At 69.0% G+C, this 21,639-nt stretch carries 24 protein-coding genes and 1 pseudogene; 16 read left to right on the forward strand and 9 right to left on the reverse strand.

What is annotated here, in order from left to right:
• Positions 1-46 precede the first annotated feature (46 nt).
• Genes AAY78_RS10065 through AAY78_RS10075 form a run of 3 tightly spaced genes read left to right on the forward strand, consistent with a single transcriptional unit; the run spans position 47 to position 2,683 of the window.
• Positions 47-817, forward strand: a complete 771-nt coding sequence (locus tag AAY78_RS10065; protein WP_046748144.1) for an SDR family NAD(P)-dependent oxidoreductase — start codon at positions 47-49, stop codon at positions 815-817.
• Complete coding sequence (locus AAY78_RS10070; RefSeq protein ID WP_046748145.1) at positions 814-1,890, forward strand: enolase C-terminal domain-like protein; 1,077 nt, start codon at positions 814-816, stop codon at positions 1,888-1,890. Before AAY78_RS10065 ends, AAY78_RS10070 begins: the two co-directional genes overlap by 4 nt.
• Position 1,891: 1 nt before the next feature.
• Positions 1,892-2,683 carry an SDR family NAD(P)-dependent oxidoreductase gene (locus AAY78_RS10075; RefSeq protein WP_046748146.1) on the forward strand — a complete coding sequence of 264 codons (792 nt, stop codon included), beginning with the start codon at positions 1,892-1,894 and terminating at the stop codon, positions 2,681-2,683.
• 8 nt (positions 2,684-2,691) lie between these two features.
• Here AAY78_RS10075 and AAY78_RS10080 read toward each other — a convergent pair whose 3' ends face one another.
• On the reverse strand, positions 2,692-3,522 hold the full coding sequence (locus AAY78_RS10080; protein ID WP_082108645.1) for a zinc-ribbon domain-containing protein: 831 nt from the start codon (positions 3,520-3,522) through the stop codon (positions 2,692-2,694).
• 104 nt (positions 3,523-3,626) lie between these two features.
• On the opposite strand from AAY78_RS10080, the gene dinB reads away from it, so the two are divergent.
• The 3 genes from dinB to AAY78_RS10095 all read left to right on the forward strand — a co-directional run bounded on the left by dinB (position 3,627) and on the right by AAY78_RS10095 (position 5,463).
• Positions 3,627-4,823 carry a DNA polymerase IV gene (gene dinB, locus AAY78_RS10085; protein WP_046748148.1) on the forward strand — a complete coding sequence of 399 codons (1,197 nt, stop codon included), beginning with the start codon at positions 3,627-3,629 and terminating at the stop codon, positions 4,821-4,823.
• An 89-nt stretch (positions 4,824-4,912) separates the two neighbouring features.
• Positions 4,913-5,188 (forward strand): type II toxin-antitoxin system Phd/YefM family antitoxin, encoded by a 276-nt coding sequence (locus AAY78_RS10090; protein WP_171011062.1) that lies wholly within the window; start codon positions 4,913-4,915, stop codon positions 5,186-5,188.
• The gene (locus tag AAY78_RS10095; protein WP_046748149.1) at positions 5,185-5,463 is read left to right on the forward strand and encodes a type II toxin-antitoxin system RelE family toxin; all 279 of its coding nucleotides are present in this window, start codon (positions 5,185-5,187) and stop codon (positions 5,461-5,463) included. The genes AAY78_RS10090 and AAY78_RS10095 overlap by 4 nt, the downstream gene beginning before the upstream one ends.
• 25 nt (positions 5,464-5,488) lie before the next feature.
• Here the strand turns inward: AAY78_RS10095 and AAY78_RS10100 are convergent, their stop codons facing one another.
• The 3 genes from AAY78_RS10100 to AAY78_RS10110 are packed head-to-tail and all read right to left on the reverse strand — an operon-like array spanning position 5,489 to position 7,864.
• Complete coding sequence (locus AAY78_RS10100; RefSeq protein ID WP_046748150.1) at positions 5,489-5,839, reverse strand: nuclear transport factor 2 family protein; 351 nt, start codon at positions 5,837-5,839, stop codon at positions 5,489-5,491.
• Positions 5,832-6,581 (reverse strand): SDR family NAD(P)-dependent oxidoreductase, encoded by a 750-nt coding sequence (locus AAY78_RS10105; RefSeq protein ID WP_046748151.1) that lies wholly within the window; start codon positions 6,579-6,581, stop codon positions 5,832-5,834. The genes AAY78_RS10100 and AAY78_RS10105 overlap by 8 nt, the downstream gene beginning before the upstream one ends.
• Before the next feature lie 26 nt (positions 6,582-6,607).
• Complete coding sequence (locus tag AAY78_RS10110; protein ID WP_046748152.1) at positions 6,608-7,864, reverse strand: sodium:proton exchanger; 1,257 nt, start codon at positions 7,862-7,864, stop codon at positions 6,608-6,610.
• A 359-nt stretch (positions 7,865-8,223) separates the two neighbouring features.
• On the opposite strand from AAY78_RS10110, the gene AAY78_RS10115 reads away from it, so the two are divergent.
• The gene (locus AAY78_RS10115; RefSeq protein WP_052748731.1) at positions 8,224-9,198 is read left to right on the forward strand and encodes a C-terminal binding protein; all 975 of its coding nucleotides are present in this window, start codon (positions 8,224-8,226) and stop codon (positions 9,196-9,198) included.
• A 14-nt stretch (positions 9,199-9,212) separates the two neighbouring features.
• Positions 9,213-10,067, forward strand: a complete 855-nt coding sequence (locus tag AAY78_RS10120) for a fumarylacetoacetate hydrolase family protein (RefSeq protein WP_046748153.1) — start codon at positions 9,213-9,215, stop codon at positions 10,065-10,067.
• Between the two features lie 84 nt (positions 10,068-10,151).
• On the opposite strand, the gene AAY78_RS10125 is transcribed toward AAY78_RS10120, so the two are convergent.
• Both AAY78_RS10125 and AAY78_RS10130 read right to left on the reverse strand, forming a co-directional pair.
• On the reverse strand, positions 10,152-11,000 hold the full coding sequence (locus tag AAY78_RS10125; protein WP_046748154.1) for an SMP-30/gluconolactonase/LRE family protein: 849 nt from the start codon (positions 10,998-11,000) through the stop codon (positions 10,152-10,154).
• Positions 10,997-11,869: a hypothetical protein gene (locus tag AAY78_RS10130; protein ID WP_046748155.1), complete on the reverse strand. Its 873-nt coding sequence runs from the start codon at positions 11,867-11,869 to the stop codon at positions 10,997-10,999. The genes AAY78_RS10125 and AAY78_RS10130 overlap by 4 nt, the downstream gene beginning before the upstream one ends.
• Before the next feature lie 227 nt (positions 11,870-12,096).
• Here AAY78_RS10130 and phnD point away from each other — a divergent pair, with 227 nt between their 5' ends.
• The 5 genes from phnD (at position 12,097) to AAY78_RS10155 (ending at position 16,159) form a co-directional block, all read left to right on the forward strand.
• Positions 12,097-12,999 (forward strand): phosphate/phosphite/phosphonate ABC transporter substrate-binding protein, encoded by a 903-nt coding sequence (gene phnD / locus AAY78_RS10135; RefSeq protein ID WP_046748213.1) that lies wholly within the window; start codon positions 12,097-12,099, stop codon positions 12,997-12,999.
• Between the two features lie 146 nt (positions 13,000-13,145).
• A complete protein-coding gene (locus tag AAY78_RS10140) occupies positions 13,146-13,940 on the forward strand; it encodes a phosphonate ABC transporter ATP-binding protein (RefSeq protein WP_046748156.1) in 795 nt (264 codons plus the stop codon).
• Positions 13,924-14,766 carry a phosphonate ABC transporter, permease protein PhnE gene (gene phnE, locus AAY78_RS10145; protein WP_046748157.1) on the forward strand — a complete coding sequence of 281 codons (843 nt, stop codon included), beginning with the start codon at positions 13,924-13,926 and terminating at the stop codon, positions 14,764-14,766. The genes AAY78_RS10140 and phnE overlap by 17 nt, the downstream gene beginning before the upstream one ends.
• On the forward strand, positions 14,763-15,530 hold the full coding sequence (locus tag AAY78_RS10150; RefSeq protein ID WP_046748158.1) for a tyrosine-protein phosphatase: 768 nt from the start codon (positions 14,763-14,765) through the stop codon (positions 15,528-15,530). The genes phnE and AAY78_RS10150 overlap by 4 nt, the downstream gene beginning before the upstream one ends.
• 8 nt (positions 15,531-15,538) lie before the next feature.
• Positions 15,539-16,159, forward strand: coding sequence for a TetR-like C-terminal domain-containing protein (locus AAY78_RS10155; RefSeq protein WP_046748159.1), 621 nt, complete (start codon positions 15,539-15,541; stop codon positions 16,157-16,159).
• Here AAY78_RS10155 and AAY78_RS10160 read toward each other — a convergent pair.
• Genes AAY78_RS10160 through AAY78_RS10170 form a run of 3 tightly spaced genes read right to left on the reverse strand, consistent with a single transcriptional unit; the run spans position 16,146 to position 19,566 of the window.
• On the reverse strand, positions 16,146-16,583 hold the full coding sequence (locus AAY78_RS10160) for a VOC family protein (protein ID WP_046748160.1): 438 nt from the start codon (positions 16,581-16,583) through the stop codon (positions 16,146-16,148). The genes AAY78_RS10155 and AAY78_RS10160 overlap by 14 nt on opposite strands.
• A gap of 38 nt (positions 16,584-16,621) precedes the next feature.
• Complete coding sequence (locus AAY78_RS10165) at positions 16,622-16,972, reverse strand: TraR/DksA family transcriptional regulator (protein ID WP_052748732.1); 351 nt, start codon at positions 16,970-16,972, stop codon at positions 16,622-16,624.
• Between the two features lie 47 nt (positions 16,973-17,019).
• The gene (locus tag AAY78_RS10170) at positions 17,020-19,566 is read right to left on the reverse strand and encodes an MMPL family transporter (RefSeq protein ID WP_046748161.1); all 2,547 of its coding nucleotides are present in this window, start codon (positions 19,564-19,566) and stop codon (positions 17,020-17,022) included.
• Between the two features lie 69 nt (positions 19,567-19,635).
• Here AAY78_RS10170 and AAY78_RS10175 point away from each other — a divergent pair, with 69 nt between their 5' ends.
• The 3 genes and pseudogenes from AAY78_RS10175 (at position 19,636) to AAY78_RS20085 (ending at position 21,549) form a co-directional block, all read left to right on the forward strand.
• Positions 19,636-20,208 (forward strand): TetR/AcrR family transcriptional regulator, encoded by a 573-nt coding sequence (locus AAY78_RS10175; protein WP_046748162.1) that lies wholly within the window; start codon positions 19,636-19,638, stop codon positions 20,206-20,208.
• A 96-nt stretch (positions 20,209-20,304) separates the two neighbouring features.
• A pseudogene (locus AAY78_RS20080) lies at positions 20,305-20,691 on the forward strand (AAA family ATPase); the annotation flags it as partial.
• Between the two features lie 114 nt (positions 20,692-20,805).
• Positions 20,806-21,549: a DUF4143 domain-containing protein gene (locus AAY78_RS20085; protein WP_231589700.1), complete on the forward strand. Its 744-nt coding sequence runs from the start codon at positions 20,806-20,808 to the stop codon at positions 21,547-21,549.
• Positions 21,550-21,639 lie beyond the last annotated feature (90 nt).

Raw genomic sequence — 21,639 nt, forward strand, 5'->3', positions numbered from 1 at the left:
CTCGCTACACTTGCTATAGCAAATCTCGACCACCCTGAGGAGAGCCATGACCGCGCCTACCCCTGTCGGCTCCGTCGCCATCGTCACCGGAGGATCTGCCGGCATCGGCTGGGAAATCGGCCAGCGCCTCGCCGCCGACGGCTACCTCGTGGTCGCCGCCGACCGCGTGCCAGGACTCACTGCCCTCGACAATCCGGCGGACATCCTGTGGCGGGAGCTCGATGTCACCGACCACGCCGGGGTCGACCGGGTCTTCGGTGAGATCGAGGCGGAGCTCGGGCCCATCGAGGTGCTCGTGAACAACGCCGGGATCCAGCGGCACCGTGGCATCGAAGATCTCACGTGGGATGAGTGGTCCGCGGTCGTCGACGTGAACCTGCACGGGGTGTTCTCCGCGCTCCAGGCCGCAGGGAAGCGCATGCTCGACCGTGGTGAGGGCCGCATCGTCAACATCTCCTCCATCTCCTCGCGCGGCTCCGCGGGGCGGGCGCCGTATGCCACGACCAAGGCCGCCGTCATCGGGCTCACCTCCACGGCGGGGGCGGAGTGGGCGTCGCGCGGGGTGCGGGTCAACGCGGTCGCGCCCGGCTACGTCGACACGGGCGTCTTCCGTCAGGGCGTCGAGCAGGGGACGCTGAGCCTCGACACCATCCTGTCGCGCATCCCCGCCAAGCGCCTGGCCGAGGCGAGTGAGATCGCCGCGGCGGTCAGCTTCCTCGTCTCCGACCAATCGCGTTACATGAACGGGCAGACGCTCTACGTCGACGGCGGCTTCATGGTCGACTACGGCGTGCCCCTGGCGAAGAAGCCCGAATGAGTACGATCGCGCGCATCGACACGGCCACCGCCGTACTGCCGCTCCCTGCGCCACTGCAGCTCGGCGCGATGACAGTCGTGCGGCGAGAGTACTCCGCCGTGCAGGTGACGGCCGAGGACGGAACGACCGGGGTGGCGTACTGCCTTTCGCGGGAGGCGCCGATGGCCGAGATCGTCGACCGTCTCGTCGCCCCGCACACGGTGGGTGCGGATGCCGACGACCCTGCGGCGGCGTGGGAGCGGATGCTGCGCGGCAGTGCCATCGTCGGCCGGGTGGGCTTGGTGCGGCGCGCCCTGGGGCTGGTCGACATCGCCCTCTGGGACATCGCCGCCCGGCGCGCGGGTATGCCGCTGTGGAAGCTGCTCGGCACCGGTGATGCTCCTCGGGAGTCGATGCTGGTCGCCGCGTACCCGTCTGCGGACCGGGCTCCGCGGGAGGTCGCGGACGAGGTTCTCGCGCAGGCTGCCGGATGGACGAACGTGAAGATCTCCCGCATTCCGGATCCGGCATACATGCGTGAGCTCCTGGCGGTCCTGAGCGCAGAGCTGCCCGCTGACACACGGCCGGTCGTCGATGTGGGTTTCGGCTGGCCGGATGCCCCCACCGCGCTCGCGGAGATCGCGCAGTGGGGCGATCCGCAGCTCGCGTGGCTCGAAGACCCGCTGCTGCCGGAAGACGCAGCAGGTGTCGCGCGCATCCGCCGGGAGTCGGGCCTGGCGGTCGCCGTCGGCGATGAGGTCACCGATCCCGCGGTGCTGAAGGCGCTGGTCGAGGTCGGTGGCGTCGAGGCGCTGCGCCTCGACGTCGTGGCGCTCGGTGGTGTGACGCCCGCCCGCGAGATGATCGCATGGGCGACCGAGCGCGGTGTCCCGGTCTCCGGGCACGTGTATCCCGAGGTCACCGCGCATCTCGGGATCGGAGTGGAGACGTTCGCGCGAGGAGTCAACCCGTACGACCCTGCTCCGTCGTTCATCCTCGGTGGTCCGTCGTTCGAGGGTCTGGTGCGCCCGACGGATGCCACGGGACTCGGCTTTGCTCTCGATCCCGCCGTCTTCCGATTCGAGAGGGACTGACATGACGGAATCTGCACGCAGCGTCGTCGTGACGGGCAGCGGCAAGGGCATCGGCCGTGCCATCGCAGAGCGCCTCACGGCTGACGGATGGATCGTGGTCGGGCTCGAGCGCTCTGCCGGCTCGGGCACGGTCGAAGACGGCATCGTGGCCGAGGTGGTGCTCGGTGACGCGTCGGATCGCTCGACGCACGAGCGCGCGGCTGCTGCTGCCCGCGCCAGAGCCCCACTCGCCGGCTGGGTCAACAACGCCGGCATCACGAAACGGACGCCCTTGCACGAGCTCGACGAGTCCGTGGTGCGCGAGGTGCTCGACATCAACGGCTTCGGCTGTATCTGGGGCTGTTCGACGGCCGTCTCCGCATTCGTCGACCAGGGTGTGGCGGGCGCCATCGTCAACATCGGTTCGATCCATGGGCGCTCCAGCTTCTCCGACCACGCCGCGTATGAGTTCACGAAGGGCGGCATCGACGCGCTCACCCGCAGCGTGGCCGTGTCGTACGGCGCTCTGGGCATACGAGCCAATACGGTCGCTCCCGGTGGCGTGCGCACCCCGCATCTGGAGGCGCAGATCGCCCGGGCTGCCGACCCCACCGCCGAGGAACGTGCCCTCGCCGAGGGGCCGCCCATGGGCCGGATCGCCCGGGCGGAAGAGGTGGCCGCGCTCACGGCGTTCCTGCTCTCCGATGAGTCGCCCTACCTGTCGGGGCAGTCCATCGCGGTCGACGGCGCGTGGACGGCATCCTTCGGCGACATCGCCCTCGACCCGGGTCTGCGGGAGCGTTTCGAGGGCTGACGGGGCACCTACCGGAGATACGCGTCCACCATCAGCGCCCCGCGAATCACCCGCAGCTCGTCGATGATCCGGGCGATGCTCTTCGCTCCGACAGAAGGCAGCGCCAGGTCGTGCGGACCGAGCGGTTCGAGCTTGCCGGTGCGGATGCGGATCACCTCCCACCCCGCGGCACGCAGGGCGCGGTCCTTGCGCAGATCCGCGTCCTGTCGCTTGCCGACGTGCTCCAGGCCATGTCGGCCGACCGTGTCGTACTCGATCGCGATCCGGAGCTCCGGCAGCACGATGTCCGGCCAGACCTCGGTGTGGCGAAAGAACGGGCGCGAGACCTTGACGGCGTTCACGGTGGAGTCGAACTCGATCGCGGCCCCGAGTCCCGCCCGCAGACGTCCCTCCGCCGCAGAGGCGGGCTTCGGCGCGCACTCACTCGCGAACGCGGTCCCCGAGGGCAAGTCGGGCGTCTTGGTGCAGAGCGCGGGGGCCGGGCGACGGGGTCTACGGGGGATGGGGCGCGCCTCACCGAGCACGACCGGCTGCGGGCGGGCGAGCGCCGAGCAGTCCGGACACCACGCGGAGCGGCGCCGGACGCGTCCTGGACGTTCGCGCTGCTCGGTCGGTGTGGCGGCGAACCGATGGCCGACCGGGCACTCCCAACACACGAGCACGTCGGCGGCGAGAGGGATCTGCGACAGCGCGATGCCGTGATTCAGCTCGGGGTGGTACTGGCGGATCAGCTCCGGGTACGCGGCCCAGCCAGCGCGATAGGTTCCCACGTCATACGGAATCGCGCGACCGCGGGAGAACTGCCGTCGCGCCCACCACTGCATCACCGGTTCCGGCACGCGCCGAACCTACCTGTGAGGACCGACACCGGGTGCGGGCCGGGCGCGACGTCCACGGATGTCCCCGGTCCGTGCGACGATCCGCTCGTCGACAGGAGAGCAGGATGCGTGGGGAAGCGACCGTGCTGCACGCCGACCTCGATGCGTTCTACGCGTCGGTCGAGCAGCGCGACGCCCCGGAATTGCGCGGGCGACCCGTGATCGTGGGCGGCGGGGTCGTGCTGGCGGCGAGCTACGAGGCGAAGGCGCGCGGGGTGCGCACGGCGATGGGAGGTCGGCAGGCGCGCGAGCTCTGCCCCGATGCCGTCGTCGTCCCTCCGCGCATGGAGGCATACTCCGCCGCGAGCAAGGACGTGTTCGCGATCTTCCGCGACACCACCCCGCTCGTCGAGGGGCTGTCGATCGACGAGGCGTTCCTCGAGGTCGGCGGTTTGCGACGCCTCGCGGGCAGTCCCGAGCAGATCGCGGCACGATTGCGCGAACGGGTGCGGGCGGAGGCGGGGCTGGCCATCTCGGTGGGCGTCGCGCGCACCAAGTTCCTCGCCAAGGTCGCGAGTGCCGTGAGCAAGCCCGACGGTCTGCTGGTCGTCGAGCCCGACCGCGAAGAGGAGTTCCTGCTTCCGCTCCCGGTCGAGCGGTTGTGGGGTGTGGGCGCCGTCACGGCCGAGAAGCTGCACCGCTACGGCATCCGCACCGTGGGCCAGCTCGCTGAGCTGGAGGCCGCGACCGCCGAGCGGATGCTGGGCAAAGCGACGGGTGCGCACGTGCATGCGTTGGCCCGGCTGCGCGACCCGCGGCCGGTCGACACCACGCGGCGTCGGGGATCCATCGGCTCGCAGCGCGCGCTCGGAACTCGTCCGCGCTCGGCCGAGGAGCTCGACCTCATCCTCACGCAGATCATCGACCGTCTCGGCAGGCGACTCCGCGACGGCGATCGCGTGTGCCGGACGGTCGTGCTGCGTCTGCGCTTCGGCGACTTCACGAAGGCCACCCGCTCCCGTTCGCTCCGGTCTCCGACCGACCGCACCGCCGTGCTGCTCACCCTCGCTCGCGCGCTGCTCGCCGCCGCGCAGCCCGAGATCACTGCGCGCGGCATCACCCTGCTCGGCATCTCGCTGTCGCAGCTCGACCGTGCCGGGAACGTGGCGCCCGAGCTGCCGATCGACTGGGGCGACGAAGTGCGCCTCGACACGGTGCTCGACACCCTGCGCGGCCGCTTCGGTGCGGACTCCGTGTCGCGGGCGGCACAGCTGGGTCGTGATCGGGGTTGGTCGTCGCCGGTCCTGCCCGAGCACGAGTGACCGGCCACGGCTCTCACGTGGGGGCGCGCACCTCCGGCGCTCCGGTCAGAATACTGGCCTAAAAACAGGCCTGACTTTAGGCTATTCTCATGTTCATGCAGTCAGTGTCGGTCAGTGAGGCAAAGGACAGGTTCTCGCAGCTGGTGGAGTCCGTCGACACCACGCACGAGGCGGTGACGATCACGCGCCACGGGCGCCCGGCGGTCGTCATGCTGAGCGTGGACGACCTGGAGGCGCTGCAGGAGACCCTTGCGCTGCTGCAAGATCCGCATCATCTCGACGAAGTGGTGGAAGCTGACGACGATATCGCTGGCGGGCGGACGTTGAGCCTTGCTGAGGTGCGAGAGCAGCTGGGCCGCCGGTGACGTCGGAGGCCTACGAGGTCCGGCTCACCGGGCCTGCTGTTCGGGCGTTGCATCGGCTGGAGCCGAAGCTGGCCGACGCAGTGCTCCGGTTCCTCGAGGGTCCGCTTGCGGAGAACCCCATGCGCACCACCAAAGCGCTCGGTGCGGAACTCGACGGCCAGCGCAGCGGATACGTCGGCATCGCGTATCGCGTCGTGGTCCGCGTCGACGAGGAAGCTCGTACGGTCTATGTGATGCGCATCGCCCACCGCGCAGACGTGTATCGGAGGATGTGACCTCCGCCTCCTCAGGCCTTAGGCCTTAGGCCTTGAGCATCGACGCCCGGGCTATCAGCCCGTCCACTACATCGAAGGTCGCGATGGTCTCGGTGGCGACGCCGGCGTTGATGACCTGTTCCTGTGCGACGACCCACCGGGTGCCGAAGAGCACGCTGGTCTCGATGACGCACGACAGCTCGGGGTTCTGCAGTCGAGGTTCGTAGAACGCCCGGATCGCGGCGGAACCGACCACGGGTTCGACGGCGACACCGGTGATGACGGCGTCCTCGGCGTAGGTGGCCACGAACGCGTCGAGGTCGTGTGCGTTGAACGCATCGAGCTGCGCCTGCACGGTATCGAGGGCGGAGCGGTCCAGGGGGATGCGGTCAGTCAATGCGAACTCCTCCGTTGACGTCGTAGGTGGCGCCGGTGATGAAGCGGGCTCGCTCTGAGGCGAGGGATGCGATGATCCAGGCCACGTCTTCCGGCTGCCCGAACGCGCCGAGGGGGATGCCTGATTCGAGCTTCTCGCGCCCCGCCCCCTGCAGTTGGTCGGTGATGGCGCTCGCTACCGGGCCGGGCGTGACCGCGTTGACGCGGATGCCCTCCGAAGCGAGGTGCCGGGCGAAGCTCCGCGTGATCGCCAGGATCGCGCCCTTGCTCGCGGCGTAGTGGATGCCGGTCTGCAGCGCGCCGACCTGGCCCGCGACCGAGGCGATGTTGATCACCGAGCGATCCCCCTCCGCTGCCCGGAGCAGGGGGAGCGCCCCGCGGGTCAGGAAGAAGGTGCCGCGGGCGTTGGTCTCGAGCACCATGTCCCACTCGTCGAACTCGATGTCTTCGTAGGGCGTGTAGGGGCAGACTCCGCCGTTGTTGACGAGCACATGGAGCGATCCCCATGCGTCCGTGATCTCGCCGACGAGGGCGTCGATCGACTCGCGCTCCCGCAGGTCGAGGCGCGACACGTGAACCTCGGGCGAGCCTGCCGCCCGGCACTCCTCCGCGATGCGCAGCGCTTCGGCCTCCCGTCCGGCATACGTGATCCAGAGGGCAGCACCCTCGCGGGCGAGTTCGAGGGCGGCGGCGGTCCCGATGCCGGAACTCGCCCCCGTGATCAGAACGCGGCGCATAGTCATCCCTAAACGCTATAGCAAAAGGGCGGTCATCCGCGACCTCCGGCGCCGTCGGCGGATCCGCCCGCGGTCATCGCCGGCGAAGGCTGCGATCGACGGAACGGCGCGGCGAGGGTGGGCAGGATGTGTCGACGGTGGACGATCAGGAAACCGGCGGCGATGATCAGCTGCAGAGCGGAGAGCACGTAGCGGCCGCCGGTGTCGGTCACGAAGAACTGCACGAGGAAGATCGCCGCCAGGGCGATGGCCGATCCCAGGTGGAATCGGAGGGCGAGGAGGATCGCAACACCCATCACGGTCTGGGTGCCGGTGAGCACGAACTCCTCGATCTGCCGGGCATCGAGCGGCAGATCGGACCCTCCGCCACCGAAGAAGTGCGCGAGGGGGAGCGAGCCGACCAGGAGGCTCCACTGGTTGACCTTCGACGCGATGAGGGTGGCGATCGCGGCTGCCCCCATTCCCCGGACGGCGAAGAGCACCGCGATGATGAACTCGGGCGCCTCGGAGGCGAGGGGTGCGAGCCACTGCACGAGGAAGAAGCTGTCGATCCCGAGCGCGGTTCCCGAATCGACGAGACCGGTCGCGAACGGCTCGGCGCACGCGAGGATGATGCCCGCCGAGACGATGAACATCGAGATCACGGTGATCCGCCGGGCGCGGGTCGGCATGCCCGCGATGTGCGCGGCGGCGCCGACGAACTCGTCGTGGCTTTCGCTCTCCACGCGGCCTGCCCGCCACAGGTAGGTGACGAATGCCCCGATGAGCACCAGGCCGAACCAGATCGGGATGTTCCCGAGTAGTGGGATGGCGAACGCGAGGATCGCCAGCACCGCGAGGAAGCCGACGTCCAGGCGTGCGGTGACGGGGAGCTCGAGGGCGAGACGCCGGGCTTCGCCGCGTCGTGCCCGGTTCGCGATCACGAGGGCGACGATCACGACGAGTGGCCACCCGAAGCCCAGGAGCAGTCGGTTCGATCCCGTCATGTTCGCGGCGGCGTACTGCGCGTACTCGGGGTCGGAGCCGGAGCGGAACGCGTAGTACAGGTCGACGGCGTACTCGGGGAGCACGGCGATGAGGGCGAGGATGGCGATCGCGAGGGCGCCGGAGATGTCCTTCTGCGCGGCCTCGGCGGCCCAGGCGAGCACGAAGCTCGCCGCCACGACCGCCGCCCCGAAGACGACGAGGTCGAGCACGGGATTCGGGTGGAAGCCCAGTGTGCGGAACACCAAGGCGGGGGCGGCGATAAGGAGGCACGGGGCGAGACGGCCGATCAATGCGCGTGGCATGGGGAACGGTCCTTTCGGTCGGGCGCGACCGAGGGAGGACAAGACAGAGCTCCGGCCGCGCGTGGGCCGAAGGTCTCGTTCATCCGGGAGACAGGGGCACCGGACGATCATCGTGAACGTCAGTATGTCGATGCGGCCTCAGGCTCTCGCGAGCCCGGAACTACTCCCCTTCGATCTCCCCAGTCTGGCGAACACGGCGCGCGATCCCCCCGCGCAGACGGAGATTCAGAGGGTTTCGGCACCCCTCACGCGTGAACTCGCTGGCGCCCGAGCGGGCGGCCCAGGATTTCGGAACAGTGAAAGGGCCGAACATCGGTATCGCGATGCGCAGATCTGCTAGATGCTATAGCATCGCATCCATGACCGAGCCATTCATCCTCGTCAGCGACTGCGACCTGCCGGGAACCGTCATCGAAGACACGCTCCGACAGGCAGGACTGCGCGCCGATCGCGCCGCATCCGGAAGCCCGGACGACATCGCCGCCCTCGGTGCCGACGCCGAAGGGCTGGTCGTGCAGTGGGCGCAGATCACGGGTGATGTGATGGACCGGATGCCGAACCTCCGCATCATCAGCCGTGTCGGCATCGGGTACGACATGGTCGATGTCGAGGCTGCGACCGTTCGTGGCATCGCCGTCGCGAACACCCCGAGCTACTGCATCGAAGAGGTGGCAGCGCACACCATCGCCATGATCATGTCCCAGGCGCGCGGCCTGTCCGCCTACGACCGCGCCGTGCGCGCCGGGACCTGGAAGGCCGTCGACGCGCGACCGCTCGCCGTGCGCCCCTCGGCCACCACGGTGTCGGTGCTCGGCTTCGGACGCATCGGCTCGATGGTCGCTCGCGGTTGTCGCGCGCTGGGCTTCCGCGTCCTCGTCGCGGACCCCTTCGCCCCCGCCGACGCCGTGTGCGAAGCCGGGTGCGAGCCCGTGGAGATCGCGGAAGCCGTCGCGCGGGCCGACATCCTGACCCTGCACGTGCCGCTCACCGACGACACCCGGCACCTGATCGACGCAGCCGCCCTCGCGACCATGAAGCCGGGAGCGGTCGTGGTGAACACCTGTCGCGGTCCGCTCATCGACGAGGAGGCGCTCGCCGCCTCGCTGCGGGCGGGACACATCGGTGCCGCGGCCCTCGACGTGTTCGCGGGAGAGCCGCTCGCCGCCGACTCGCCGCTGCGTGACCTCGATCAGGTGCTGCTCACACCGCACGCCGCCTGGTACTCGCCCGAGGCGCTGGCCGACCTTCCGGTGCACGCGGCCGAGAACGTCATCCGTTACCTGGCTGGCGAGTCCGTGCCGATCGTCAACCCGTCCTTCGCCGCCGCGCGCTGACCTGGAAGGCCCCCATGGAGCTCCTGCGACTCGGCCCCGTCGGCCGCGAACGTCCCTACGTGCGAGAGGAGGGCGTCGTGTACGACCTGTCCCCCCTCACCGCCGAGATCGACGGCGACTTCCTCGCCGCCGACGGCATCGGCCGCGTGCGCTCCGCGCTCGGCCGGGGTGAACTGGTCGCCGCCGACGTCGACGGGCTGCGTATCGGCGCCCCGGTCGCTCGTCCGACAGCGGTGATCTGCATCGGACAGAACTACGCGGCGCACGCTGCCGAATCCGGGTCGGAGCCGCCCGAGCATCCGGTCGTCTTCTTCAAGCACCCCAACACGGTGGTCGGACCAGACGATGTCGTGCTGCTGCCGCCCGGAGCCGAGAAGGTCGACTGGGAGGTGGAGCTGGCGATCGTGATCGGCAAGCCCGCCCGCTACCTGTCGTCTCCTGATGCCGCGCGTGAGGTCATCGCCGGTTACACGATCTCGAACGACGTCTCGGAGCGCGGGTATCAACTCGACGTCTCGGGCGGGCAGTGGTCGAAGGGCAAGTGCTCCGAGACGTTCAACCCGCTCGGGCCCGCACTCGTCCCCGCCGACGAGGTCGACCCTCAGGCGCTGCGACTGCGGTCGTTCGTGAACGGCGAGCCGCGGCAGGACTCGTCGACCGCGGACATGATCTTCTCCGTGCTGCAGATCGTGCACGAGCTGAGTCAGTATCTGGTGCTCGAGCCCGGCGACGTGATCAACACCGGTACCCCGCAGGGTGTCGCGCTCTCCGGCCGGTTCCCCTATCTGCAGGACGGCGATGAGATGACGATCGAGATCGAGGGTCTCGGACGTCAGCACCAGCGCACCGAGCGGGTGCACCTGGGCTGACTCGGCTCTCCCCGGCGGCCTGTGCCCGGGGCACGGTTCCTTTCGCTGAGTGCACCGTGCTCCGGGTAGAGGTCGTCGGGTGCGTCAGCCCGCGAAGGGGATGACAGGAAGGCCCCGCACACCGGGTCGCACGGCGAAGAGCGAGCCCGCCTCGGTGCCGTGGCCGGGTTCGAGGCCCTGCGCCGAGGTCGTGATGTACAGCGTGCCGAGGTCGTCGTCGCCGAAGGTGCAGGCGCTGACCTGGGGCACCGGGAGCTCGATCGTCGCGATGCGCTGCCCTGCGGCGTCGTAGCCGTGCACTGCGCTGCCGCCCCACAGGGCCACCCAGATACTGCCGTCAGCGGCGATGCACAATCCGTCGGGGGAACCCTGCTCCTCGGGGATCGCGACGACGGCGCGACGGCCCCGCAGCTCGCCCTCGCTGACGTCGAACACGTCGATGCGGTGCGTCGCGGTGTCGACGTAGTAGGCGCGTCGGCCGTCCGGCGAGAAGCCGATGCCGTTCGAGATCGTCGCCCGCGGAAGAACGGTGCTCGTCGTCAGGTCGGCGTCGACGCGCAGCACGGCTCCGGCATCGGGCGCCGCGTCGTAGGCCATCGACCCCGCGAGCAGGCGTCCCCGAGGGTCGCAGCATCCGTCGTTCATGCGCACACCGGGGTCGTCGCCCAGCGGGGCGACAGCCCGGATCTGTCCGTCGACGTCATCCGCGAGGTAGAGCGTGCGGGCGCCGACCGCCACCAGACCTCCACCGGAGCGCGGGCGGGCGAAGGCCAGGTACTCGTCGTCGATGTGCTGGCGGGACACGCCATCCGGTCGCAGCGACAGAAGATCGCCGGCGTCCCCGTCGACCCAGCGCAATCCGCCCCAGCCCGACCACCAGACGGGCGCCTCGGCGTGGTGCGCCATCGGGCCGGTGACGTTCTCCGGAGTCATGCGTCGTCGCGCGGGAGGGTCCGCGGGGCTGTGCGGTGCAGCGGGTCGGCGACAGGCATAGGCTCCGGCACGCGCTCCGCCTCCTGCTCGGCTGCGGGTGCGGCGGGCGGGGTCGCGGTGGCAGCGCTCGCCTGCGCGGGAAGCTCCTTCGCCACCTGCTTCTCCAGCACGGTGACCGCGTCGTCGGAGAGCAGGATGAGGCCGTCGAGCTCCTCGCGCACGCGCTTGTAGGCGACGTTGCGCTCGGCCTGCGTGGCGGATTCGTCGACTGCGACCTTCAGCAGCTGCTGTGCGCGTTCGAGACGCTTGCGCTCCGGCTCGGTGAAGGTCGAATCGCGCAGGCGCCTGGCATCCTTTTCGGCGATCTCGAAAGCGACCGCGTAGTCGCCGACGGCCTGGAGGTACTCGGTGACCTGCTGTTCCGACACCCTGGCGTCGGCGGAGGCGGGGCGCAGGGCATCGGCCGTCCTCTTGGCGCGCAGGAACGCGGCGGTCAGCGGCTGGCGCCCATCGCTCATGGCGGGGAAGGCGATCAGCTTGGCGACGTCGAGCTCGTAGTCGAGCCAGCGTGCCGTGATCTCGTCATGCTCGGCGAACAGGCGCGCGACCAGATCGCTCGGTGCCACGGACGCTGTGGTGTCGACGACAGAGGGTCCGCGGCGCTTGGCCTGCTGGGTGAGCGCGCGCGCCTCGATCTCGGCGGTCTTCAGCTGCGCCTTCATGCGAAGGGTCTCCAGGCGGCGCTCGTGTCGTCGCTTGGAGCTGCGCTCCCACGTCTTCGCGATACCACCGGCCATTCCCATGATCGGGAAGATGAGCCACCAGTAGTGCTGCGCGAAGGTCCAGAAGCCCTGGATGAACTCGTCCATGATGCGTTCAGCCTACTTCTCGGCGGACTCTTGCCGCCCGTGCTGTTGCGGCGGCAAGGCAGGAACCTCCGGGGACACAGCTGGCCCGCTCCGCCCGCAGCGTCGACACCGTCCGTTCACGCAGCGTTCCATTCGGAGTACGGCAGTCTCGTAATTGCGCGTCACCTTCAGGGGTTGGAATACCGATGTTCTCGGAATGCCGAGACGTCTCCTCCCGAAAGGTCATCATGCGCCGCTTCACCCTGCCCGTCGTCGGCCTCCTGGGCGTGGCCGCCCTCTCTCTCACCGCTTGCCAGAGCCCGACCGCCGAGGCTGCTCCGGCCGATCCGGACGCTCCTCTCACGATCGCCACGATCCCCGTCGGCGACGACCCCACCGCCGAGAACCCGATCGAGGTGTTCGCCGACCTGCTGGGGAAGGCGACGGGCCGTGACGTCGAGATCACTGATGTGCCCGACTACCTCAGTGTCGTCGAGGCCATCCGCGCCGACCACGTCGACATCGGCATCATGAGCGGCTTCCCGTCGGCCCTCGCCGTCAACACCGGCGAGGTGGATGCGCTGGTCGCCTTCCAGGGCGACGGCAAGCCGGTCTCGACCTGCGTCGTGCTCGACGACTCGCCCATCCAGAAGGTCGAGGACCTCGAGGGCAAGACGGTCGCGTTCGCCGATCAGGCCTCCAGCTCCGGGTACTTCATGCCCGTGTACATGCTGCACGAGGCCGGTCTCGAGCAGGGGACCGACTACGAGGCCATCTTCGCCGGCGGACACGAGGGCAGCTTCGCCGCGCTGCAGCAGGGACAGGTCGACGCTGCTTGCACGGCCGTCATGCTCACGGAGCTCGGTGCCCCGATGTTCCCCTTTGCGGATGGAGAGTGGCGCGCGGTGGGGGAGAGCCCTGCGATGGACATCCAGGGCGCGGTCCTCGGCCGTCAGTCGCTGGACGCCGAGACCCGCAAGGTGATCCAGGACGGCATCGCCGAGGTGTTCTCGCCCGCGAACGCCGAGCGTCTCGGTGCTTACGGTGCTTTCGCAGCGGCCCCGCAGACGGTCGACCCGAAGAGCGCCGACTTCCAATCCTTCGCCGAGATCGCAGCCGTGGCCGGGGTCAAGCTCGAGGACCTCAAGTGACTCTTCCCGCTCCGCGTCTCGCGCCGGCGGCCGCTGTTTCCGCACCCGGCCGAAACGGAGATGATTCGTCGTCGTCAGGGCGCGTCGCAGACCGACACGCCGGAGCGCCAACCGATGCTCTGGGTTTCGGCCCCGCCGAGGGTGCAGTGCGCACCCCCACGGCCGAGCTCCGCCAGGCGCTTCCCCTCGTCACGGTCCGCGGACTGCAGGTCGCGTACGGGGAGAACACGGTGCTCGATGGGGTCGACCTCGACCTCTTCCCCGGCGAGATGGTCGCCCTGCTCGGAGCCTCGGGCTCGGGGAAATCCACGCTGATGCGCAGCCTGACCGGGTTCGCGCCGATCAGCTCCGGCACGGTCCGCGTGGCCGGGCACGACGTCACGAACCTCGGCCGCGGCGAGCTGCGAACCCTCCGCTCCGGGGTCGGACAGGTGTTCCAGCAGTTCAACCTGATCCCACGCCTCAGCGTCATGACCAATGTGCTCACCGGCGCCCTGCACGGCGCCGGGCCGGTCAACATCGCGGGAGGCTTCTCGAACGCGCACCGCCGTCGGGCGCTCGAACTGCTCGATCGGGTCGGGATCGCGCACAAGGCATCCGCTCCCGCACGCTCCCTCTCGGGGGGACAGCAGCAGCGTGTGGCGATCGCGCGGGCGCTCATGCAGCAGCCGAAGGTGATCCTGGCCGACGAGCCGGTCGCGTCACTCGATCCGAAGCTCGCGGGATCCGTGCTCGGCCTGTTGCGCGAGATCGCCACGCAGGACGGCATCCCTGTGCTGGTGAGCCTGCATGTGCTGCCGCTCGCTCTCGCGCACAGCGACCGCATCGTCGGGCTTCGCCACGGCGAGATGCTCGTCTCCGGCGTGACCTCGCAGTTGGATGCCGCCGCGCTGGAAGACCTGTACGACGACGAGGAGCACGGTGATGACGACGACCACTGAGCCGCGCGCAGACAGGACCACCCGCCCGACTCTCGACCCCGCGGAGCGCGCCCGGCTCGAGAGCGCCTTCCGCGTGCCGCGTGCCCGCTTCCTGATCGGACTGCCGGTCGCGGTCCTGGTGCTGATCTGGTCGTTCAACGGCGCCCAGTTCAACTTCGTGAAGCTCGGCGAGGGCGCGATCAACATGGGTGAGTTCCTGTCGCGCCTGTTCCCGCCCGACTTCTCGAAGATCGGCACCATCCTGGCACTGCTGCTGGAGACGTTTCAGATGGCCGTCGTCGGTACGGTCCTCGGCGCCGTCCTCTCCCTGATCGTCGCCTTCGGAGCCACCTCCACCCTCGCGCCGAAGTGGCTGTACTACCCGACGCGCTGGGTCATGAACATCATCCGCTCCGTGCCCGACCTGGTGTTCGCGCTCATGTTCGTCTCGGCTGTCGGGCTCGGCCCGTTCGCCGGCATCCTGGCCATGACGCTCGGCTCCATCGGCTCGATCGGCAAGATCTTCGCCGAGGCGATGGAGCAGGTCGACCGAGGGCCCGTCGTCGCGATGGAGGCGGTCGGCGCCTCGAAGCGGCAGGTCATCCAGTACGGGATCCTCCCGCAGGCCGCACCGCTGCTGACCTCGTACACGCTGCTGCTGTTCGAGGGCAACGTGCGCGGCGCGACCATCCTCGGTCTCGTCGGCGCCGGCGGCATCGGCCTCGAGCTGACCACCGCGATGCGCATGTACGACTACGGCCACCTCAGCGCCATCATCATCTGCATCATCGTGCTCGTCACGGTGATCGACCAGGGCAGCGCCCTCATCCGAAGGAGAATCACATGAGCATCATCGATACCGGACTCGTCCTCAGCGCGCCGGTAAACCTGCGCGACCTCGGCGGCATCATGATCGATGGCGGTGTGCTGCGTGAAGGCCTCGCCATCCGCACGGACGACCTGGCCTACGTGACCTCGGAGGTGGCCGATGAACTCGTCGCGGGTGGACTCAGTGCCATCATCGATCTGCGCTCGCCGCTCGAGGTCTCGGTCACGGGACGTGGGCCTCTCGGCGCGCACCCGGTCGGCTACCACCACCTGCCGCTCGTCGCGGATGTGGGGGCATCGATGGGAGACAAGGCCCCGGAGCTGAGCCACGAGGCCATGGGCCTGATGTACCGGCGCATGGTCGAGGGCGCGGCGCCGCAGCTCGTCATCGCGCTCAACGTGATCGCGCACACTCCCGGCACGGCGGCCTTCCACTGCGCCGCCGGTCGCGACCGCACCGGTGTGCTCGCCGCCATGCTGTTGCTCGCATTGGGGGCCACCGACGACGACATCGTCACCGACTACGCCCGCACCAGCGACAACATGGTCGCGATCATGGCGCGCACGGCTCCGGTCATGGGAGCGATGTGGAGAGCTCTGGGCTTCGACGCCGCCGCTCTGGAGAACGGCTCGTCGCTTCTGGAGGGCTCGATGGATGTGTCCATGCGCAGCCTTCTCGACACGCTCCGCGCGGAGCATGGGGACCCGCTGACGCCGTTGCGCGCTGCGGGGCTCTCGAACGCCACGATCGCCCGACTGCGCGAGCGGGCGCTGGCCGCGTGACGATGCCGATGGCGGACGCCGGGGCCGCGGTTCGCCGCCGCCCCGGGCGTCCGCGCGATGAGGAGATCGACGGACTGATCGTCGATGCGACGCTGGGGATCATCGATGCGGGCGAGGAGGTCACGGTGTCGCGCGTCGTCGCGTGCAGCGGAGTGAGCCGCGCGGCTCTGTATCGGCGCTGGCCGTCGCTGACGCTGCTGATCGCCGCCGCGCTCGACGTCGGGCGCGAGGTGCCACCGGACTATCCCGCGGATGCCGACCTGCACGAGGTGCTGCTCGCAGGGCTCGGCCTCGGCGCGGACGGCGTCGCACCCTCGGCGCCCGGTTACTCCGAGGAGCGGTTCCGGCAGCGCATCCGCCTCGTCATGGCAGATCGCGCCCTGCAGAAGACGTACTGGGAGTCGCACGTGTCCCGGCGACGGGTGCCCCTGCAGAATGCGCTCCGCATCGGGATCGCGCGGGGCGAGCTGCGGGCCGACCTCGACGTCGAGGCGTGCTTCGACGCCGTCGCGGGTGTCGCTTACTACCAGCTCGTCGTGCGCGGTGACAGGATCAGCGACCCCGCCGTCGTGGCACGGCTGCGTGCGGCGATCGAGGTGATCTGGCGCGGGATGGTCAGTTCTTCGTGAGGTCCTGCGCGAACATCAGCAGGATGCCGCTCGGGCCGCGCAGATAGGTGAGCTTGTACACGTCCTGGTAGTTCGCGACTCCGCGCAACGGGTGGTAACCGTGTCGGGCCGCGATCGCCAGTGACTCGTCGATGTCGTCGACCGAGAAGGCGATGCGGTGCATGCCGATCTCGTTGGGCAGGGTGGGCTCGGTCTCGATCGCGTCCGGATGGATGTACTCGAACAGCTCGATCTGGCCGTGCCCATCGGGAGTCTGCAGCACGGCGATCTTCGCGTGGTTGCCGTCGAGGCCGACCGCGGTCGACGCCCACTCTCCGCTGACCTCGTCGCGGCCGAGCACGGTGAGGCCGAGGTCGGTGAAGAACGAGATGGTGGCTTCCAGGTCGCGCACCGCGATGCCGACGTTCTCGAGCGTGATGGGCATGGGGGAATGCTACTCGTGCCCGTCGCCACCGCCAGGGGTTATCTGCCGAGCTTCTCGGCACAGGCGACGCAGTACTCGGCGAACGGCCGTACCTCCAGGCGTCCGGCGGGGATCGGGCGCCCGCAGTTCGCGCAGATCCCGTACGTGCCGGCTTCCACTCGGGCGAGCGCATCATCGACCTGCTGCAGCTCGGATGCCGCGGCGTCGGCGAGACCTGTCAGCCGGGACCACTCCGATGACAGGGTCACGCCCTCGGGGTCGTGTTCGTCGTCGTCGTTCGAGCCCGCGCGGTCGTGGGTGAGCTCGTCGAGCATCGCCGCGGTCGCCTGCACGCGCGCCTCGGCCTGCATGCGCAGTGCGAGCAGGCGTTCCCGGGCGTCGGCGGTCATCTGCCTACTCTAGGCACCTTCACCGACACCCGATCCCGGGGTCGTCGTCAGTCGGAGGTACGGGTCGTCGGCACCGAGTCGGTCGTCGTCGGCACGGCCACGGACTTCATGCCGGGGTGGTCGCGTTCGAGGGCTGCGCCCTCCATGTCGACGTTGGGCAGGATGCGGTCGAGCCAGCGCGGCAGCCACCAGGCCGAGCGTCCGAGCAGGTGCATGAGCGCGGGCATCAGCAGCATCCGCACCACGAACGCGTCGAGCAGCACGCCGAACGCGAGCCCGAATCCGATCGAGCGGATGATCGTCGACTCCGAGAAGATGAACCCGCCGAAGACCGACACCATGATGAGGGCTGCGGCGATCACGACCGAGCGTCCGGCGCGGAAGCCCTGGGCGACGGCATCGCGAGCGGAGGCGCCGTGCACGAACGCCTCCCTCATGCCGGAGGCGAGGAACAGCTGGTAGTCCATCGCGAGCCCGAACAGGATGCCGACGAGGATCACGGGCAGGAAGCTCAGGATGGGTCCTGTGCTGTGCAACCCGATGATCTCGGCACCCCAGCCGAACTGGAACACCGCCACGATCAGCCCGTAGGTCGCGAACAGCGACAGCACGAAGCCTCCCGTCGCGATGATCGGTACGAGCAGCGAGCGGAACACCACGATCATGATGAGCAGCGACAGGCCGACCACGACCACGAGGTACAGCGGCAGCACTCCGGCCAACGCTTCGGAGATGTCGATGTTGATCGCGGCCTGACCCGCGACGCCGAGGGTGATCCCCTCCGCGACGGGAGGCATGGAGCGGAGATCCTGCACGAGCCTCTCGGTCGACGCACTGTTCGGGCCTTCCTTCGGCACGACCTGGAACGCGAGCAGCGTGTTGTCGTCGGAGGTGGCGATCGGGGCGACGGCAGCCACGTCGTCCTGGTCGGCGATGGCCTGCGCGATCGTCACCTGCGTGGAGAGCAGGTCGTCGTCGCTGACTGCTTCGTCGAGGGTCGCGGTCACGAGCAGCGGGCCGTTCGCGCCCTCGCCGAACTGCTCGTCGACGGTCTGGAAGGCGCGGTAGCTGGTCGAGTCGCTCGGTTCGCTCGATCCGTCGGGCAGTCCGAGTCGCATCGACATGGCGGGGATCGCGATGATCAGCAGGGCGACGACGCTCACGAGCGCGGTGACGACGGCGCGGAGCGTCGACATGCGCTTCACCGGCTTGCCCGCGGCGTGCTCCTCGCCGATCGTGGTGCGCGCGCGACGGCTGAGCAGGCGTGTGCCGACGAGGCCGAGGATGGCGGGCGCGAGGGTGATGGCGACGAGCACCGCCACGGCGACGCACACCGCGCCGACCGTGCCCATGAGGCCGAGGAAGGGCACACCGGTCACGTTGAGGGCGAGGAGGGCGACGATCACGGTCGTGCCGGCGAACACCACGGCCGTGCCGGAAGTGCCGGTCGCGAGGCCGATGGATTCGCGCACCGGAACTCCGGCGAGCAGTTGCTTGCGGTGCCGGTTGACGATGAACAGCGAGTAGTCGATGCCGACCGCGAGACCGAGCATGACACCCAGCACGGGAGTGACCGACGCCATGTCCACCACGCCTGAGAAGGCGAGGGAGGCCGTGACGCCGACGCCGACGCCGACGATGGCGGTGACGATCGGGAGGGCGGCGGCGATGAGGGAGCCGAGCATCACGATGAGGACGATCGCGGCGAACGCGAGGCCGACCGCCTCGCCGACACCGAAGATCTCCGGCACGCCCTGCGCGATGTCGGTGCCGAAGTCGACGTCGACGCCGTCGATGGGTGAGGACTCGAAGTGGTCGATCGCGCCCTGCTTCACCTCTTCGGAGAGCTCGAGGCGCGGGTCGACGAACGAGATGTTGACGATGGCGGTCGAACCGTCGTCGGAGACCACGCCGATGCCGTCGGCCAGGTCGAGCAGGGTCGAGCCCAGCTGCACCTGGTCGGCGTTGTCGTCGAGGGTGATGCGGGACTGGTCGAGCTGTGCGTTCTGGGCCGCGACCTGAGCCAGCTGCGCGTTCAGGGCAGCGATCTGGGCGTCGAGGGCGGCGAGCTGTGCGGATCCGGCACCGGCCTGCTCCGCCTGCGTGCGCGCGGCCGTGAGCTGCGTGAGTCCGGCTTCGAGCTGCGCACGGCCGTCGTCGAGCTGCGTCTGGGCGGCATCCAGCTGCGTGCGACCGTCGGCGACCTGCGTCTGGCCGTCGGCGAGCTTCTGCGCCTGCTCTTCCTGCTGCTTCTGCGCGTCGAACGGATCGATCACGCGCGCGACGCCGTCGAGGTCTTCTGCGCTGACGGCGAGGTCGGAGATCGCCTGCTTCTGCTCGTCGGTGAACGGCGACCCGTCCTTCGTGCTGTAGACGACCGTGCCGGTGCCGCCGGCGGTGTCCGGAAGCTTGTCGGCGAGCTCATCGGTCACGGCGCCGGATGCAGTGCCGGGGATGTCGAAGCTGTTGCTCAGCGTGCCGCCCAGGGTGAGGAAGGCACCGATGCCGAGGCCGAGGATCAGCACCCACGACACGATCACCGTCCACGCCTTGCGCGCAGCGAACGAACCCAGACGGTAGAGCAGTGATGCCACAGTGGTCTCCTTCAGACTCGAAGATCATACGGCACGTCTCGTCTAGCGATCTGTGGCTATCCTGAACGGATGGCGAACGAGCATCGGAGCGGCCCCGTGCGCAGCACGGCGGCACGCGAGGCGATCCTCGATGCGACCTCTCGGTTGTTCCATGCGCAGGGCTATGACCGGCTCACGATCGAGGGCATCGCCAAGGAAGCCGGGGTCGGCAAGCAGACCATCTATCGCTGGTGGTCGTCGCGCGGGGCCCTGATCGCCGACTGTCTCGTGGACGGGCGGCTCATCCCCGTCGACTTCGTCGTGCCCGACACGGGTGATCTGTTCGCCGACGTCGAGACCTGGCTGCAGTCGGTGTTCTCGATCCTCGCCTCCGCGCAGGGTCAGGCGCTGCTGCAGTCGCTCGTCGCCGCTGCCGCCGAAGACGCGGCGGTCGGCGCGCATCTCGGGAGCAGCCTCGGGGTGGAGCAGCATCTGTCCGAACGGCTGCGAGGGGGGATCCGTGACGGTCAGCTGCCGGAGGATGCCCCGGTCGCACAGATCGGGCGCGCCATCCTGGGCGCGATCATCGTGGAGTCGCTCGGGCGTGAGACGCATGGCCCTGACGGCATCATCGACCTGGCCCGGTACCTCTTCACGCGCTGAGTCTCAAACTGACGACCCATTGTCTCCTAAATTGACGACTGATAGCCTCTCAATCTGACGACTCGCTATCTATCGATTTGACGACTGGAGCTCGCTTTGGTCAGCCACTACCTTCCTCGCATCGTCGACGACGAGCTCGATGCCGCGCTGTCGCGCGCGGGTGCTGTTCTCATCGAAGGTCCGAAAGCGAGCGGAAAGACCGCAACGGCGAAGCGCCGGGCGAACAGCGCGGTGCATATCGATACAGACCCCGCAGTCGCTGCCCAGATGGCGGTTGATCCTTCGCTGGTTCTCGAAGGCGAAGCTCCTCGTCTCCTGGACGAATGGCAGCTGCAACCGAGGCTCTGGGACGCCGTGCGGAGAGAAGTCGACGAGAGGTCGCGACGGGGCCAGTTCATCCTGACCGGCTCGACCGCCCCGGCGTCGGACGCACGCCGGCATTCAGGGGCCGGCCGGTTCGCTCGCCTGCGAATGAGGACGATGACACTCGCGGAAAGCGCCGACGGCGACGCTGGTGTTTCCCTTCGTCGCCTTCTTTCCGGAGAGGCGCCACGACATGGTGCGGCACCCCTGGACTTCGACGGTCTTCTGACCCGCATGGCGGTCGGGGGGTGGCCGGCAGCAGTCGGCTTGCCGGTCAAGGACGCCCTGGCCGGCAACCGCGACTACGTCGATACGGTGATCGACGTCGACGTCGACTCCGCCGGGCGCGCTAGAGATCCGTTGAGGGTTCGCAGGCTCATGCAGGCGCTGGCTCGATCCACGGGGACGGAGGTGTCGATCTCCACCCTTGCGCGTGATGAGGCAACGTTGTCGCGCGATGCGGTCCGCGAATACATGGATGCGCTGAGCCGGATCTTCGTCATCGAAGACCAACCTGCATGGTCAGCTCATCTCCGATCGTCCGCAACCCTCCGCAAGGAGCCGAAGCGGCACTTCTGTGATCCGTCCGTCGCGGTTGCCCTCCTCGGTGCTGACGCCGCCGCGTTGCGTCGAGACCTCGGCTTCACGGGACAACTCTTCGAGTCCCAGGTGGTGCATGATCTTCGTGTCATGGCGCAACCTCTCGGAGGAGAGATCTACCATGCCCGCGACTCGGCAGGCCGTGAAGTGGATGCCATCCTTCAGTTGCCGGACGGGCACTGGGCCGGATTCGAAGTGAAGCTCGGCGCCGCAGCGGAGACCGTGGATGCAGCCGCAGCGTCGCTGATGGAGTTCGCGGCGAATGTCGACGGAACCCGAGCCGATTCGCCGGTACTCACGGTCATCACCGGCACCGGTCCGTCGTACCGGCGTGCGGACGGAGTGAACGTCGTGGCCCTGCCATCGCTCGGCATGTGACCGCGATCGAATCGTGTCCACGTTTCCCTGCACGCTTGGACGGCGGGCGACGGCCGTTCGTCACGCAAGCCCGCCTGCCGGCGACGGCCC

This window comes from Microbacterium sp. Ag1 (assembly GCF_001005635.1).
Classification (GTDB): Bacteria; Actinomycetota; Actinomycetes; order Actinomycetales; family Microbacteriaceae; genus Microbacterium; species Microbacterium oxydans.